The organism is Gordonibacter sp. RACS_AR68, from assembly GCF_030418485.1.
Classification (GTDB): Bacteria; Actinomycetota; Coriobacteriia; order Coriobacteriales; family Eggerthellaceae; genus Gordonibacter; species Gordonibacter urolithinfaciens.
Window position 1 is genome coordinate 518,394 of record NZ_JAIPUP010000001.1, and the last position, 14,158, is coordinate 532,551.

Consider the following 14,158-nt stretch of genomic DNA (forward strand, 5'->3'; position numbering starts at 1 on the left):
CATTGACGCAGAAACCAACGCATGAATTCGATACCGGCAAACTGAAGCAGAAGGCGGCCGAACGCACGCACGAGCTGCACGAGAAGGCGCAGCAGGAGACGACCGTGCACGGCCACAAGATGGAGAAGGGCGACATCTTCAAGTTCGTCGGCCTGATCGCATTCTTCGCCATTATGGTGATTATCTGCCTGCTCATCTGGCCGTATGTGGCCGACATCTTCGAGCCGGGCGGCATCGACCGCGTCATCGCGGACGTGCGCGGCGCAGGGCCGGTGGGCTTCCTCATCCTGCTGGGGCTTCAGTTCCTGCAGATCGTGGTGGCGTTCATCCCGGGCGAGGTCGTGCAGATAGCGGCCGGCATGCTGTACGGGCCGTGGTTGGGCGCGCTCATCATCCTGATGGGCTGCGTCGTTTCCAGCGCGTTCATCTTCGCGCTCGTGCACAAGCTGGGCGCGCCGTTCGTGCAGAGCATGGTGCCCACGAAGTACCTGGAAAAGTTCCGCGCCTTCGAGAAGACGGGGAAGCTGAGCATCGTGGTGTTCATCCTGTTCCTTATCCCCGGCTTGCCGAAGGACACGTTCACCTACCTGGTGCCCCTCACGGACATGAACATGCGCACGTTCCTGCTGCTGTCGAACATCGGGCGCATACCCGGCATCCTCGTGTCGACGTACGCTGCCGACGGGCTCATCGACGGGCGCTTCGCAGAGAGCGCCGTCCTGTTCGCCGTGGCCGCGGTTATCGCGGTGCTGGGCATCGTGTTCCAGAAGCGCATCATGAAATTCCTGGAGAAGCGGTCGCACCGCGACAAGTAGGCGCAGCGCGCACCAGCCACGTCGTACGGCGCGACGGGTGCGCGCTTTCGGAACTTTCGGCAACGGAAACCTTAACGATGGTATACAGAGGGCAACGACACGGTGACGGTTTACCGTCAGAGCCGTACGGCCGGATACCATGGCGCTATCACCTTGGAACCTCACGATAAGAGAGGCATGTTATGAACCTCAACGAACAGAACGGCAGCGCATCGGACGAGGTCGCCGCTGCTGAAGCCGAGCTTCGCGCTGCACAGGAAACGCTCGAGGCGGCACGCGCGCGCCTTGCCGAGCTCAAGGGCGAGCACCCCGCCGTCAAGCCGGGTGCCGCTCCGTCCGATGCCGCCGGCGACGGGGAGCCCGCCGAGGCCTTCGGCGTGGCCGCTGTCGTCGTGGACGAGGATACCGCCGAGATCGAGGCCGTCATCTTCGAGGCAGAGGCGGTGGCCGCGGCTGACGATGACGTGCAGGGCGATTCCGTGGCGGACGGAGATACGCCTGCCGAGGCTGCTTCGGATGATGCTGGCGATGCGCCTGCGTGCGCGGTGGACGAGGCGGATACGCCTGCGGCTGGCGACGCTCCGGATTATTCCGGCTTCGATGAGCCTGCAAGCGGCGAGCCTTCCTCGAACGATGCGCCCGAGCCGGCGCCGGCCTCCCCGGCCGACACGGCCGCCATTCCGGTGCAAGGCGAGCCGACGCCCGAATGGGTTCCCTACACGACGGCTCCCGCAGCGGATCCGTCGCTCGGTTCGCAGCCGACGCCCCCGTCGGGTGCATCCTATGATGCGCCGTACGTTCCGCCCACCGGCTCGACGGTGCCCGGTCCCGTGCCTCCTGCACCTGGCCAAGGCTCCTACCAGAATCCCCAGCAACCGCCGCAGCCCCAGCAACCCTACGGCGGTTATGCCGCACCCTACGGCCAGACGCCCCATGCGGGTCCTGGAGCCGTGCCTCCGCAGCAGCCGTATTACGGCTACCAGCAACCCTATTACCAGCAGCCGTACCAGCAGCCTGTCATCGCGACGAAGGATCATGTGGCCGCCGGCCTGCTCGCCATCTTCCTGGGCGCGTTGGGCATCCACAAGTTCTACCTGGGCTACAATACGGCCGGCTTCATCATGCTTGCCGTCACCATTCTGGGCAGCTTGTTCACGTTCGGCCTGGCGGGCGGCGTCATGTGGGTCATCGGCATCATCGAGGGCATACTCTACCTGACGAAGTCCCAGTCCGAGTTCGAGCAGATGTACGTGGTAAACAAGCGCGAGTGGTTCTAAGGTTCCGACGGCCTCCCGACAGCCGAAAGGCCTCGGAGCGCCCCTGCACGAAGCGCTTTGCCGGGCGTCTGCCATCGTCCAACTGCCAAACGCCCGCTCGCCTGATAGTTCCCCGGTTTTTCGGTGGAGCAACGCGGGCGGTTCCGTCCATTGGCTAGAATAACTTCATCGATTAAGGCAGCGTTGCCTTGCGACTGAGATCCTATAAGGAGGAAATCATGCCCCAAATTACTCGTGACCAGGTGAGGGTGCCGGCCGACGTCATGCCGGAGTCCCGCGACGAGTACATCGCGAACTACCTGAAGGCCACCCGCGGAACGGGCCGCCTCATGCTGTTCGCCTGCGATCAGAAGATCGAGCACCTCAACAAGGACTTCTACGGCGAGGGCATCGACATTGCCGACGCCGAGCCGCAGCACCTCTTTGAGATCGGCCGCCAGGGCGTGTGCGGCGTGCTCGCCGGCCAGCGCGGTCTCATCGCGCAGTACGCGGCCGACTATCCCGAGATCAACTACCTCGTTAAGATGAACTCGAAGACGAACCTCGTGGGCACGAAGCAGGACGACCCCTACTCGCCGCAGCTCTACGACCTGGACGCTGTGCTTGCCATGCGCGAGGCCGGCGTGAACGTGGTGGGCATCGGCTACACCATCTACCTGGGCAGCGAGTACGAGTGCACCATGATGGCCGAAGCCGGCGAGCTCATCGCCCAGGCCCATGCCAACGGCCTGCTGGTCGTGCTGTGGATCTACCCGCGCGGCAAGGCCGTCACGGCCGAGAAGGACCCGGCGCTCATCGCCGGTGCGGCGGGCGTGGCCCTGTGCCTCGGCGCCGACTTCGTGAAGGTGAACCCGCCGAAGCCCGAGGACGGCACGGCTCCGGCCGAGGCCCTCAAGGTGGCCACGATGGCGTCCGGCCGCACGGGCCTCGTGTGCGCCGGCGGATCGACGGTAGACGCCGAGACGTTCCTCACCCAGCTCTACGACCAGATTCACACGGGCGGCGCCGTGGGCAACGCCACCGGTCGCAACATCCACCAGCGCTCGCTGGACGAGGCTGTCCGCCTGACGAAGGCCATCAGCGCCATCACCTTGGCCGACTACTCCGTCGCCGACGCCCTTGCCGTGTTCAACGGCGAGAAGGATTTCGCTCTGTAGGGTTTCGGGCTCCCATCGCGAACAGGGAAACGGGCGCTTCGGCGTCCGTTTCCTTTTTATACGCCTACCGCGGTCCGAGAGAAGGGGAGCGCCCTTGGCCCCACCTTCGAGACCCACCTGCAGCGAATCATGGACGATCTCAGGGAAACGTACTCTGATATCCCTGCTCATCACGCTGTTTCACATGAAACACCCCATCCCGACTAGCCTCCCCCTAGCTCGTCTCGTCCCGGCTCGCCCCTTCCTTCCACGGCTCATTCCCCGCCTTTTCGCTCCTCTCCTTGTCTCTCCACCTCTAACATTTGCGATTTATTTCGAAATTCAAAAATCAATTCGCTTGATGAAACTGTGATCTAATTGAGAATTATTATCAATAATATGGTGAAGTGAGCTCCTCGGGTGCTATGATCGCGGCAACCGATAGATGTGAACGATGCCCATCGGGGCATCCGCCAGGAAGGGGTCATACCATGGCCAGCGAATCCGACACCACGCGCCTCACGAACGAGGTAGGCAATCCCGTCGCCGACAACAACCACACGCTCACGGCGGGCGAGCGCGGCCCCATGATGCTCCAGGACAACTGGATGATCGAGAAGCTCGCGCACTTCGACCGCGAGGTCATCCCCGAGCGCCGCATGCACGCGAAGGGCTCGGGCGCGTACGGCACCTTCAAGGTGACGGGCGATATCAGCCAGTACACGAAGGCCAAGGTGTTCCAGCCGGGCGCCGAGACCGAGGTGTTCGTCCGCTTCTCCACGGTTGCCGGCGAGCGCGGCGCGGCCGACGCCGAGCGCGACATCCGCGGCTTCGCCATGAAGTTCTACACGCCCGAGGGCAACTGGGACCTCGTGGGCAACAACACGCCGGTGTTCTTCCTGCGCGATCCGAAGAAGTTCATCGACCTCAACCACGTGGTGAAGCGCGACCCGAAAACCAACATGCACTCGGCCCAGAGCAACTGGGACTTCTGGTCGAGCCTGCCCGAGGCGCTGCACCAGGTGACCATCGTCATGTCCGACCGCGGCATCCCGGCCAGCTACCGCCACATGCACGGCTTCGGCAGCCACACCTACAGCCTGATCAACGAGCAGAACGAACGCGTGTGGGTGAAGTTCCACCTCAAGACCAACCAGGGCATCAAGAACCTCACCGACGACGAGGCCGCCCAGATCATCGCGGGCGACCGCGAGAGCCATCAGCGCGACTTGTTCGGTGCCATCGAGCGCGGCGAGTTCCCCAGCTGGCGCTTCTGCATCCAGGTGATGGACGAGGCCACCGCGAAGAACCACAAGGAGAACCCGTTCGACATCACGAAGACGTGGAGCCAGAAGGAGTTCCCCCTCATCGAGGTGGGCACGCTGGAGCTGAACCGCAATCCCGAGAACTACTTCGCCGAGGTGGAGCAGGCCGCGTTCGCTCCGACGCACCTCGTGCCGGGCATCGGCCTGTCGCCCGACAAGCTGCTGCAGGGCCGCCTGTTCGCATACGGCGACGCGCAGCGCTACCGCCTGGGCGTCAACCACAACCACATCCCGGTGAACCGTCCGCGCTGCCCCTACGCCGAGTTCCATCGCGACGGGGCCATGCGCACCGACGGCAACTTCGGCGGAACCATCGGCTACGAGCCCAACAGCTACGGGCAGTGGCAGCAGCAGGCCGACGCGGCCGAGCCGCCGCTGGACCTGTTCGGTCCGATGGACGCGTGGGACCCGGCGGACGACCCGACCGATGACACGTTCTATCAGCCGGGCGACCTGTATCGCCTGATGGAGGAGCCGCAGCGCGCTGCGCTCATCGGCAACACCGCGCGCAACATGGAGGGCGTGACCGAGAACATCCGCCTGCGCCACGCCGCCCACTGCTACAAGGCCGACCCCGAATACGGCGACCGCCTGGCCGAGGCGCTGGGCGTGGACGAGAACCGCGTGCACGAGCTGGCGCAGATGACCCACGAGGAGCGCATGGCCGCCACCGGCCAGCAGGTCCCCGCCCGGAAGATCGGCGGCGAGGTGCGCGCGTAAATCATCCGAAGAGGGCAGCCTTTCATCAAGCCATCGAAAATGGGCTCGTCGAATTCGACGAGCCCATTTCGCATGTCGTCACTGAAAATATCAGTGACGACATGCAGTGACAAGTGAGAAATTGTAGTGAGAATTGATAGAGACGTATCCTTCAAGCGGTAGTCGGGTTGAGATCGGGTTCGACACGGTTGGGGGATGCGCGTGGCACGGTGGACGGCTTGGCGTATGCTGGCTCTTTCATCAAGCGAAAGGAGCCGCCATGCGCGAGATATCGGGTTTGGCCAAGTTCGGGTACTTCTGCGTGGGATTGTTCGGCGGGTTGTTCGGCGTGCTGGCCGCGTGGTTCATGGGCAAGGACGGCTGGGGCTGGAGCGAAGGCGGCAAGCTGTTCGCTTGGTTCGGTTGCCTGTTTTGGCTCATCGTGTGGGTGATCATGGTGGTGACCGGCGGCATCGCGACGTTCCTCGCCTTCCTGTTCTAGCTTTTCCCGACAATCGGGCGCGTTGGATCGTGTTACCCTGCGAAGGAACGAACGCGACCGGCGCGCTGCGCTTTGGGGAGGCGGGGAGCATGCGGAGGAAAAGAGACACGCAGATAAAGCCGAGCGTGCGTGCGGTGCGCGCGCAGTCGGAGGCAAGCCTGCATGAGGCAAGATCGCACGCGCAGGCGAAGGCGAGGCCCCTGCGGAAGGCCGTGCTTGCGGCGGTGCTCGCGCTGGCGGCCGCCTTCGCGCTGGCCGCCTGCGCCCAGGCAGGCGATGTACCGCAGCCTTCGGGATCGGTCTCCTACGAGGGCGTGACCACCGTTGCGCTCGCAGAGCTCCCCGCGAAGCCGGCGGCCGACGACTACGAAGCGCAAGACGAGCTCTTGGGCGCGAATGCGCTGGACGGGTCGTTCGTAGACGGCCTCTCGGCGTTCTCCTACCGCAGCGCATCCGCGGTGCTCGGCGATGAGCCGCAGGCCAACGGTAACTTCTCGCCGGCCAGCCTGTACCTGGCGCTCGCTATGACGCAGATGGGCGCCGCCGGCGAGACACGCGACGAGATCGCGGCGGCGCTGAGCTCCTCCGACGCTGCGGCCACGGCGGAGCAGTGCGGCAACCTGATGCGCCTGCTGGCCACCGACCACCTTTCTGACGTCAGGCTGGCGAACTCCGTGTGGATGCGTCCCGACGCGCAGTTCAAGCAGCCGTTCGTCGACGCCATGCGCGACCAGTTCTACGCCTCGTTGTTCCTGGCCGATTTCGGCACCGGTGCAGCCGACAAGGCCATGGCGCAGTGGATTGCCGACAACACCGAGGGCACGCTGAACCCCGCGTTCAAAAGCCAGGAGGGCCAGCTGCTCTCGTTGATCGATACCGTGTACTTCAAGGGCGAGTGGGCTAAGGCCTTCGACGCGGAGGCCACTGTGCCCGGCGCGTTCGCGGCCGAGCGCGGCGACGTGCAGGCGGCCTTCATGGTGCAGCGGCTCGACCGTCCGCAGGAGATCCGCCAGACCGAAGCCTACACGCGCGCGAGCCTCGGGTTCGTGGACGGCAGCGAGATGACGTTCGTGCTGCCCGCCGAGGGCAGGGGCGTGCAGGACCTGCTGGCCGACGGGGCCCTGCTCGAAGAGGCGTTCGCGGGCGAGTCCACCGGCGAGGCATTCGTCACCTACCGTGTGCCGAAGTTCGCCTTCGACAGCTCCTATGGCTTGATCCCCGCTCTTGAGCGGCTGGGCGTCGTCGCAGCGTTCGGCGACCAGGCCGACTTCTCCAATCTTTCCGACACTCCCGCCTACGTGTCGAGCGTGTCGCAGGAAAGCCGCATCGGCCTTGACGAGAACGGCGTGGAGGCGAGCGCCTACACGAAGGTGGACATCATGGAGATGTCGGCATTGCCCGACCCGTCGGTGATCGAGGAGCTGGAGTTCAATTTGGATCGGCCGTTCCTGTACGAGATCCGCACGCGTCAGGGCATCCCGCTGTTCGCCGGCCTCTGCGCCCAGCCCGACGCGGTGGCGTGAGGGCGTCATGGCGCAAGGCGCGCCGCTGCTCGTTGTCATCCTGGGTTGCATGCTTCCGCTCAAGATGCAGGTGACGAGACGAATACCCCGCCCGTCTCTCCGCGTTTTCGCTCCCCAATGCAAAAACGATCCCTTGACGGGATCGTTCTCGGATATGCGAAGTGGTGCCCGAGGCGGGATTTGAACCCGCACGTCTAGGACAACGGTTTTTGAGACCGCCGCGTCTGCCATTCCGCCACTCGGGCGCACCGTGAAAGTATACCGGATGCCCCGTAGGCCGTCGAGGGCAAACTGGTGCGAATTGTGCGCGCGAATCGCAAGAAGGCTCTTCGCGCTGCGCACTCGCCGCTACCTTGTGGCGCCCGCTCGGCAAACGGTCAACATATACATGACGGTCTGGCGCGCCGTTGCCGCTTGGCGCATAATGGTGGCAACGTCGCCGGACGGCGCTAGCGCCGCTGCGGCCTGCAAACGCATCTTCGGAACGAGAGGCGGACACGCAATGAACCAAACCGAACTGACGAATAAGATCGACGCATACCTCGAGAAGAACTGGGACGCCATGGTGGACGACATCGCCACGCTCGTGCGCATTCCCAGCTTCCAGGAAGACGACAAGAAGGCCGACGGCGCCCCGTTCGGCCCCGGCCCCAAGAAGGCGCTCGAAGCGGCGCTCGAGCTGGCGGGCGGCATGGGTTTCAAGACCCATGATGCCGAGGGCTATATCGGCTTCGCCGACTTCCCCGGCGCCTCCGACACGCAGCTGGGCATCATCGGCCACATGGACGTGGTGCCGGCCGGCCCCGGCTGGACCTTCGAGCCCTACGAGGTCACGCGCAAGGACGGCTACCTTGTGGGCCGCGGCACGCTGGACGACAAGGGCCCCAGCGTCATGGCCCTGCACGCTATGAAGTTCTGGAAGGACCTGCAGGACGAGGGCGAGGCGCCGCAGTTCCCCTATACCGTGCGCTTCCTGTTCGGCGCGAACGAGGAATCCGGCATGGCCGACGTGGCCTACTACCACCTGCACTACGACGACCCGGCCTTCCTGTTCACGCCCGATGCGGAGTTCCCCGTGTGCTACGGCGAGAAGGGCGGCTACGACGGCATGCTCATGAGCAAGCCCATCGAGCCGTGCGCGCGCGTCGTCGTGGAGTTCGAGGGCGGCGCGGCCACGAACGCGGTGCCGGGCCTGGCCCACGCCATTGTGAACGCCGATGCCCACGAGCTGAAGAACACCGACCGCATCGTCGTGACCGAGGCCGGCCCCGGCCGGGCGCGGCTCGAGGCCACCGGCAAGGGCGCGCACGCCTCAATGCCCGACGATGGCGTCAACGCCATCGGCCTCATCGTGGACTACCTGCTGGAGAACGGTCTGTGCGGCGCCGACGAGCGCGCGTTCCTGGAGTTGGACCAGAAGCTGCTCAACCACACGGATGGAAGCGGCGTGGGCATCAAGAGCTCCGATGAGTACTTCGGCCCCCTCACCGTTATCGGCGGCACCATCGCCCTCAAGGACGACCGCTTCGTGCAGACGGTGGACAGCCGCTTCCCCACGTCCATCACGGCGGACGAGATTACCGAGCGCCTGCGCCAGCTGGCCGAGGAGATCGGCGGTTCGTTCGAGAACACCCTGCTCATGGAGCCGTTCCTGGTGAAGCCGGACAGCCCCGTGATCCAGGCGCTGCTGAACGCCTACAACGAGGCCACGGGAGAGGACGCCAAGCCGTTCACCATGGGCGGCGGCACCTACGCGCGCGAGTTCAAGAGCGGGGCGAGCTTCGGTCCCGAGAAGCCGTGGGAGAAGAATCCGGACTGGGTCGGCACGATGCACGGTCCCGACGAGGGCGTGAGCGAGGAACTGCTCAAGCAGTCCTTCAAGATCTACGCGCTCACGTTGGACAAGCTCATGCAGCTCGACCTGAAGTAGAAGCCTGCGCGAGCGCCCCGCCGCCGGATAAGCGCGCGGGGCGCTTCCGTCTTTGGAAGGAGCACTGCCATGGTCGACACCGTGCCCGACGATTTCTCCCCCTCGCTCGGCATAGCCGATGCCGAAGGGCTCGAGAAGGTATCCGACGGCCATATCGAGCTGGAGGGGCTGCCGAACACGCGCGATATCGGCGGCATCCCCGCGGCCGACGGTCGCTACGTCAAACACGCGCGCCTGCTGCGCTCGGGCGCGCTCGCCGGTGCGACAGAGCGCGACCTGGAGGTGCTGCTCGACGACTTCGGCGTGCGCACGGTCATCGACCTGCGCACCGAGGAGGAGCGCCGCGAGAAACCCGACCCCGAGGACGGCATGGAAGGCGTGCGCTTCGAGGACGCTCCGGTGCTGAATACGGCCACCCTCGGCGTGACGCGCGAGGGCGGCATCAAGGGTGCGCTGAAGATGCTGCGCGCCGTGCAGGACGACCCAGCCCAGATCATGAGGGATATCTACGAGCGCATGGTGCTGGACGAGGCCAGCCAGCGCGGCTTCGCCTCCTTCTTCGACGACGTGCTGGACACCCAGGAGGGCGCCGTGCTGTGGCACTGCACCATCGGCAAAGACCGCGCAGGGCTGGCCGCCATGCTGCTGCTGCACGTGCTGGGCGCCTCGCACGACGACATCATGCGGGACTACGAGGCCACGAACCGCTACGTGGCGTCGCGCACCGAGGACATCATGGACGCGCTGGCAACCTACCATCTGGCCGGAAAGCTGGACAAGAGCATCCAGGTCATCAATTCGGCCGACCCGCGTTTCCTGCAGGCGGCGCTCGACGCCATCGACCGGGAGTTCGGCGGGTTGGACGCCTACGTGGAGAAAGCCGTGGGCATCACCGACGAGAAGCGCGACACCTTGCGCGCCCGCTACCTGACGGACGACCCGAGAGGCTAGGCGAAGGCAGGAGGGGGCGCCTTGGGGCCCGCGGGAGCCGACGCGCGCGCTGCCGCCGTGTTTTCGCTGCGGCCCCGCGCCGCCTCGCGTCGAGCCGCCTCCCGTTCTGCATGACGTTCGCCGCTTGAAACCGTCGAGTTAATTCGTATATTCGGGCTTCTCCGCAGTTTCCGCCTGCCTTGATTTATAATGATGCCGAAAGAGGCGAAAAGTATGTCGGGGTTCGGAAGCTAGGAGGTTCACGTGTTGAAGGCCATGATCGTCGATGATGAGGCTCCTGCGCGCTCTGAACTGAAGTTCCTGCTGGACGAGTTGGGGCAGACCGAGGTGGTCGCTGAGGCTGCCAGTGTGCGCGAGGCTATCGAGAAGCTCAAGGAATACCCGGTCGACGTCATGTTCCTGGACGTGAACATGCCCGAGGCCACGGGCCTGCAGCTGGCCGAGGCCCTGCAGCACCTGAAGTTCCCGCCCGCCGTGGTGTTCGTGACGGCGTACAGCGAGTTCGCGCTCGAGGCGTTCAAGGTCAGCGCCATCGACTACCTGGTGAAGCCGGTGGAGACGGAGCGCCTGTCGCAGGCCATCTCCCGCGTGCGCGAGCACGTGTCGCTGCACGTGGCCGCCCAGAAGTCCGAGCGCATCCCCGTCGAGAAGGGCGGGAAGAAGATACTCATCGGCATCGACAAGATCCGCTTCGTCATGGCGCGCGACGACTATGCCTACCTGCAGACCGACACGGACCGCTACTTCTCCACGGTGAGCCTGGCCCAGCTGGAGAAGCGCCTGGACGGCCACGGGTTCTTCCGCGTGCACCGCGGCTACCTGGTGAACCTGTCGATGGTGGAGGAGATAGAGTCGGTGTCCGGCGGCACCCTTCTGCTCACGCTGAACGCCGTGGACGAGAAGATCCCCGTGTCCCGCCGCCGCGTGTCCGCGCTTAAGAAGGCCTTGGGGCTGTAGGGCGGGAAACGGAATCGGCTGGGACAGGCCGGGTTGCTCGCCGGGACGGGCTGGGCTGCCGTCCACGTTCCATGCTCATCCTTCTCCAAAGAAACTAAAAAACGATCAGCCTGGTTTGACCGGGCTGATCGTTTTTTAGTTTCTTTGGAGTGCGTCTTTTCCGACCCTTTCCGCTCTTTATCCGAATGTTTCACGTGAAATATTCGTTCGCGTAAGGGAAGGCCCGGGCACGCCAAGGGTGCATCCGGGCCTTTGAGGGAGAGACCCCGTTAAGGGCAGGTCGAAAGCCTAGTATTCCTTGAAAGAAGCCTTGGGTGCCAGGCAGATGGGGCAGGCGGTGAAGTTCTCGCCCTTGTGGATGTAGCCGCAGATGGGGCAGAGGTAGTATTTGTCATCCGTGGGCGTGTCGATGGTGTTGTACGCGTCCAGGTAGCGCTCGGCGTGGTACGCCTCGGCCAGCTTGGCGCGGGTGAACACCTGCACGGCCTCGTTGTTCTGCTCCTCCTGCGCCACTTTGATGAACGCGGGGTACATGTCCGACGTCTCGTAGATCTCGCCGTTCGTGCCGGCAATGAGGTTGAGGTCCACGGTGTGCTCGGGAACCTCGGGCGGCTCGGGCTTCTCATAGCCCGGCTCCAGTTTCTGTGCCAGTTTGTACTCCAGCTCGATGTGGATCTTCTCGGCATCCGACGTGCAGTTGAACAGGCGTGCGATGTGGTCGTAGCCCGCCTTCTCGGCGACCTTTGCCCATGCGGCGTACTTCGTGGTGGCGCCCGTCTCGCCCTCGATGGCCGTTTTCAGGTTGTCGAGCGTCGTGCCCACGGTGGTGGCGCTTTCCTCAACCACGTTGAAGTTGCTGGCCGTGGCCGCGTCGGGCATGGTTTGCGGGTCGAGCACGTTCGCCGTAGCGCCGTCGGCGGGAGCGTCGGCGTTCGCCTGAGGCGCGGGCTCTTCCTGCTTGGGCGCGCAGCCGGCCAGCAGGCCGAGCGTACCGACGGTTGCGGCTCCAATAGCCGCGTTCCTCATGAAGCTTCGCCGGGAGATATCGGACATGGAAACCCCTCCTGTTCCAGCGGCGGTGCTTTCTGCGCCGCCCGATCCGCGTGAGCGCTGCTCTCGTCTGCGCTCATCTAATGATTGATACTTTATATCAATAAGTAATAAAAATCAATAAGAAATATAATCGAATTAGTGGACTTTCAGGAAGGAGCCGCTGGGCGGTCTCACGTACACAACTCCGTCACAAGCCGAGGTGGGCACGGGCACTTCTCGCCGCCGTTTGCTAGAATGGGCGAAACTCCGCTGAAAGAAGGTTTCATGATTTCGGGTGATATGGAAAAGCTGTATCCCTCCGCGAAGACGCTCGTGAAGGAATGCGTTGCCAGCCGCGTCCACGCGAAGGACGCGACCCTCTATGATTTCTCCGAACAGGCCCAGGCCTGCGCCGAACGGTACATGGGATGGACGGACCTCGCCAGCAACCCGCCGTACCCGCTCGCCGACATCCAGGCGTTCGCCGATTCCGTCATCGAGCAGGGACTCAAGACGGTCGTGCTCATCGGTCAGGGCGGCTCCACGCAGGCGCCCATGACCATCACGAAATACAACAAGCCTGACTCGTCGCGCATCGTGTTCAAGACGCTCGACTCCGACTCGCCCGTGCGCGTGCGCGCTATCCTGGCCGAGGCGCGGCCCGAGACAACGCTGTTCGTTATCTCCTCGAAGAGCGGCGGCACCATCGAGCCGCGCCTCGCCCTGCGCGCCGTGCGCGACGCGGTGGGCGATGCCCTGGCCGAGGAGGAGCTGGTGCAGCACCTGGTGGCCATCACCGACCCCGGCTCTGACTTGGAGCGTCAAGCGCGCGAGGAAGGCTGGGCTGCCGTGCTGCCCGGCGAGCCGTCCGTGGGCGGCCGCTTCTCGGCGCTGTCCGTGTTCGGCCTGCTGCCCGCCGCACTCGTGGGCATCGACCTGGAGGAGCTGCTGGAGCACGCCGTGGAGGCCGAGAAGCGCTGCAGCGAGGACGCCATCGACAACCCGGCCATCGGGCTGGCGGCGTTTCTGTACGACAACTACCTGCAGGGGCGCAACAAGTTCTCGTTCCTCACGCCGAAGCGCGGTCGCGTGCTGGGCCTGTGGATAGAGCAGCTGGTGGCCGAGAGCCTGGGCAAGGACGGCCAGGGCATCCTGCCGAACATCGAGATAGACTCGCTGCTGCTCACGAACGACCCCGGCGACCGCAGCGTCATCATGTACCAGACGAAGACCGACCTGTGGGACGAGCGCAAGAACTTCGAGATGAGCCTGTCCTACATCGATCCCACCATCCCGCGCGCGAACTTCAAGATCGACTCGGTGGAGGAGCTGGCCGAGCACTTCGTCATGTGGGAGTACGCCGTGGCCATGTGCGGCTACCTCATGCGCGTGTGCCCGTTCGACCAGCCCGACGTGGCCTCCGCGAAGGCCGTGGTGCTGGACATCCTGAAGGAGGGCCAGCCGGCGCCCGACTTCGTGCAGGACTACATCGGCGACGTGCACATGGGCGAGGTGGAGGTCCGCCTGGCGCCGTGCTTCAAGGACTGCACCGACGTGCAGGGCGCCCTCCGCGCGCTTCTGACCAGCATCCAACCGGGAGATTACTTCGCGCTCAACGCGTTTTTGCCGTTCACGGGCGAGGGACGGCGCGAGGCGCTCGAGCTCATACGCCACGGCGTGGCGGCCAGCCGCCATACGGTGTCGTGCCTGGAAGTGGGGCCGCGCTACCTGCACTCCACGGGCCAGCTGCAGAAGGGCGGCCAGAACAACGGCGTGTTCCTCATCCTGTCGGCCGACGAGCTGAAGGACATCCCGCTGTCGGAAGAGGCCGAGAGCTTGGGAACGCTGGCGAAGGCGCAGGCTTCCGGAGACCTGCTGACGCTCGCTGACCGGGGTCGCCGCTGCGTGCATCTGCACCTCCCCGACAACTCCGGCGTGACGCTGCGCGCCCTGTCCGAGGTTATCACGGGGATACTCGCAACGTTGAACTAGGTAGGTTCCGCTCGCAAAC

The 14,158-nt window shown here is 64.7% G+C and carries 11 protein-coding genes and 1 tRNA gene; 10 read left to right on the plus strand and 2 right to left on the minus strand.

Annotated elements, in window-relative coordinates; genetic code table 11:
* The first annotated feature begins 2 nt into the window (after positions 1-2).
* The 6 genes from K9U15_RS02195 to K9U15_RS02220 all read left to right on the plus strand — a co-directional run bounded on the left by K9U15_RS02195 (position 3) and on the right by K9U15_RS02220 (position 7,277).
* Positions 3-815 carry a TVP38/TMEM64 family protein gene (locus tag K9U15_RS02195; protein WP_227115371.1) on the plus strand — a complete coding sequence of 271 codons (813 nt, stop codon included), beginning with the start codon at positions 3-5 and terminating at the stop codon, positions 813-815.
* A 182-nt stretch (positions 816-997) separates the two neighbouring features.
* Positions 998-2,092, plus strand: a complete 1,095-nt coding sequence (locus K9U15_RS02200) for a TM2 domain-containing protein (protein ID WP_123672875.1) — start codon at positions 998-1,000, stop codon at positions 2,090-2,092.
* Between the two features lie 218 nt (positions 2,093-2,310).
* Positions 2,311-3,249 (plus strand): aldolase, encoded by a 939-nt coding sequence (locus K9U15_RS02205; protein WP_301155536.1) that lies wholly within the window; start codon positions 2,311-2,313, stop codon positions 3,247-3,249.
* A 470-nt stretch (positions 3,250-3,719) separates the two neighbouring features.
* Complete coding sequence (locus tag K9U15_RS02210; protein ID WP_096227469.1) at positions 3,720-5,273, plus strand: catalase; 1,554 nt, start codon at positions 3,720-3,722, stop codon at positions 5,271-5,273.
* A 259-nt stretch (positions 5,274-5,532) separates the two neighbouring features.
* Entirely contained in the window at positions 5,533-5,754 is a 222-nt protein-coding gene (locus K9U15_RS02215; protein WP_015539205.1) for a hypothetical protein, read from the plus strand.
* Between the two features lie 89 nt (positions 5,755-5,843).
* On the plus strand, positions 5,844-7,277 hold the full coding sequence (locus K9U15_RS02220) for a serpin family protein (protein WP_096227468.1): 1,434 nt from the start codon (positions 5,844-5,846) through the stop codon (positions 7,275-7,277).
* A gap of 162 nt (positions 7,278-7,439) precedes the next feature.
* Here K9U15_RS02220 and K9U15_RS02225 read toward each other — a convergent pair.
* A tRNA-Leu gene (locus K9U15_RS02225) sits at positions 7,440-7,522 on the minus strand.
* A gap of 257 nt (positions 7,523-7,779) precedes the next feature.
* Here K9U15_RS02225 and K9U15_RS02230 point away from each other — a divergent pair.
* The 3 genes from K9U15_RS02230 (at position 7,780) to K9U15_RS02240 (ending at position 11,115) form a co-directional block, all read left to right on the plus strand.
* A complete protein-coding gene (locus K9U15_RS02230) occupies positions 7,780-9,207 on the plus strand; it encodes a Sapep family Mn(2+)-dependent dipeptidase (RefSeq protein WP_096227467.1) in 1,428 nt (475 codons plus the stop codon).
* A 69-nt stretch (positions 9,208-9,276) separates the two neighbouring features.
* Positions 9,277-10,158 carry a tyrosine-protein phosphatase gene (locus K9U15_RS02235; protein ID WP_123672874.1) on the plus strand — a complete coding sequence of 294 codons (882 nt, stop codon included), beginning with the start codon at positions 9,277-9,279 and terminating at the stop codon, positions 10,156-10,158.
* A gap of 243 nt (positions 10,159-10,401) precedes the next feature.
* Positions 10,402-11,115 carry a LytTR family DNA-binding domain-containing protein gene (locus K9U15_RS02240; RefSeq protein ID WP_080144027.1) on the plus strand — a complete coding sequence of 238 codons (714 nt, stop codon included), beginning with the start codon at positions 10,402-10,404 and terminating at the stop codon, positions 11,113-11,115.
* A 288-nt stretch (positions 11,116-11,403) separates the two neighbouring features.
* On the opposite strand, the gene ngr is transcribed toward K9U15_RS02240, so the two are convergent.
* A complete protein-coding gene (gene ngr / locus K9U15_RS02245; RefSeq protein ID WP_123672872.1) occupies positions 11,404-12,168 on the minus strand; it encodes a nigerythrin in 765 nt (254 codons plus the stop codon).
* A 264-nt stretch (positions 12,169-12,432) separates the two neighbouring features.
* On the opposite strand from ngr, the gene K9U15_RS02250 reads away from it, so the two are divergent.
* A complete protein-coding gene (locus K9U15_RS02250; RefSeq protein ID WP_123672869.1) occupies positions 12,433-14,139 on the plus strand; it encodes a glucose-6-phosphate isomerase in 1,707 nt (568 codons plus the stop codon).
* Positions 14,140-14,158 lie beyond the last annotated feature (19 nt).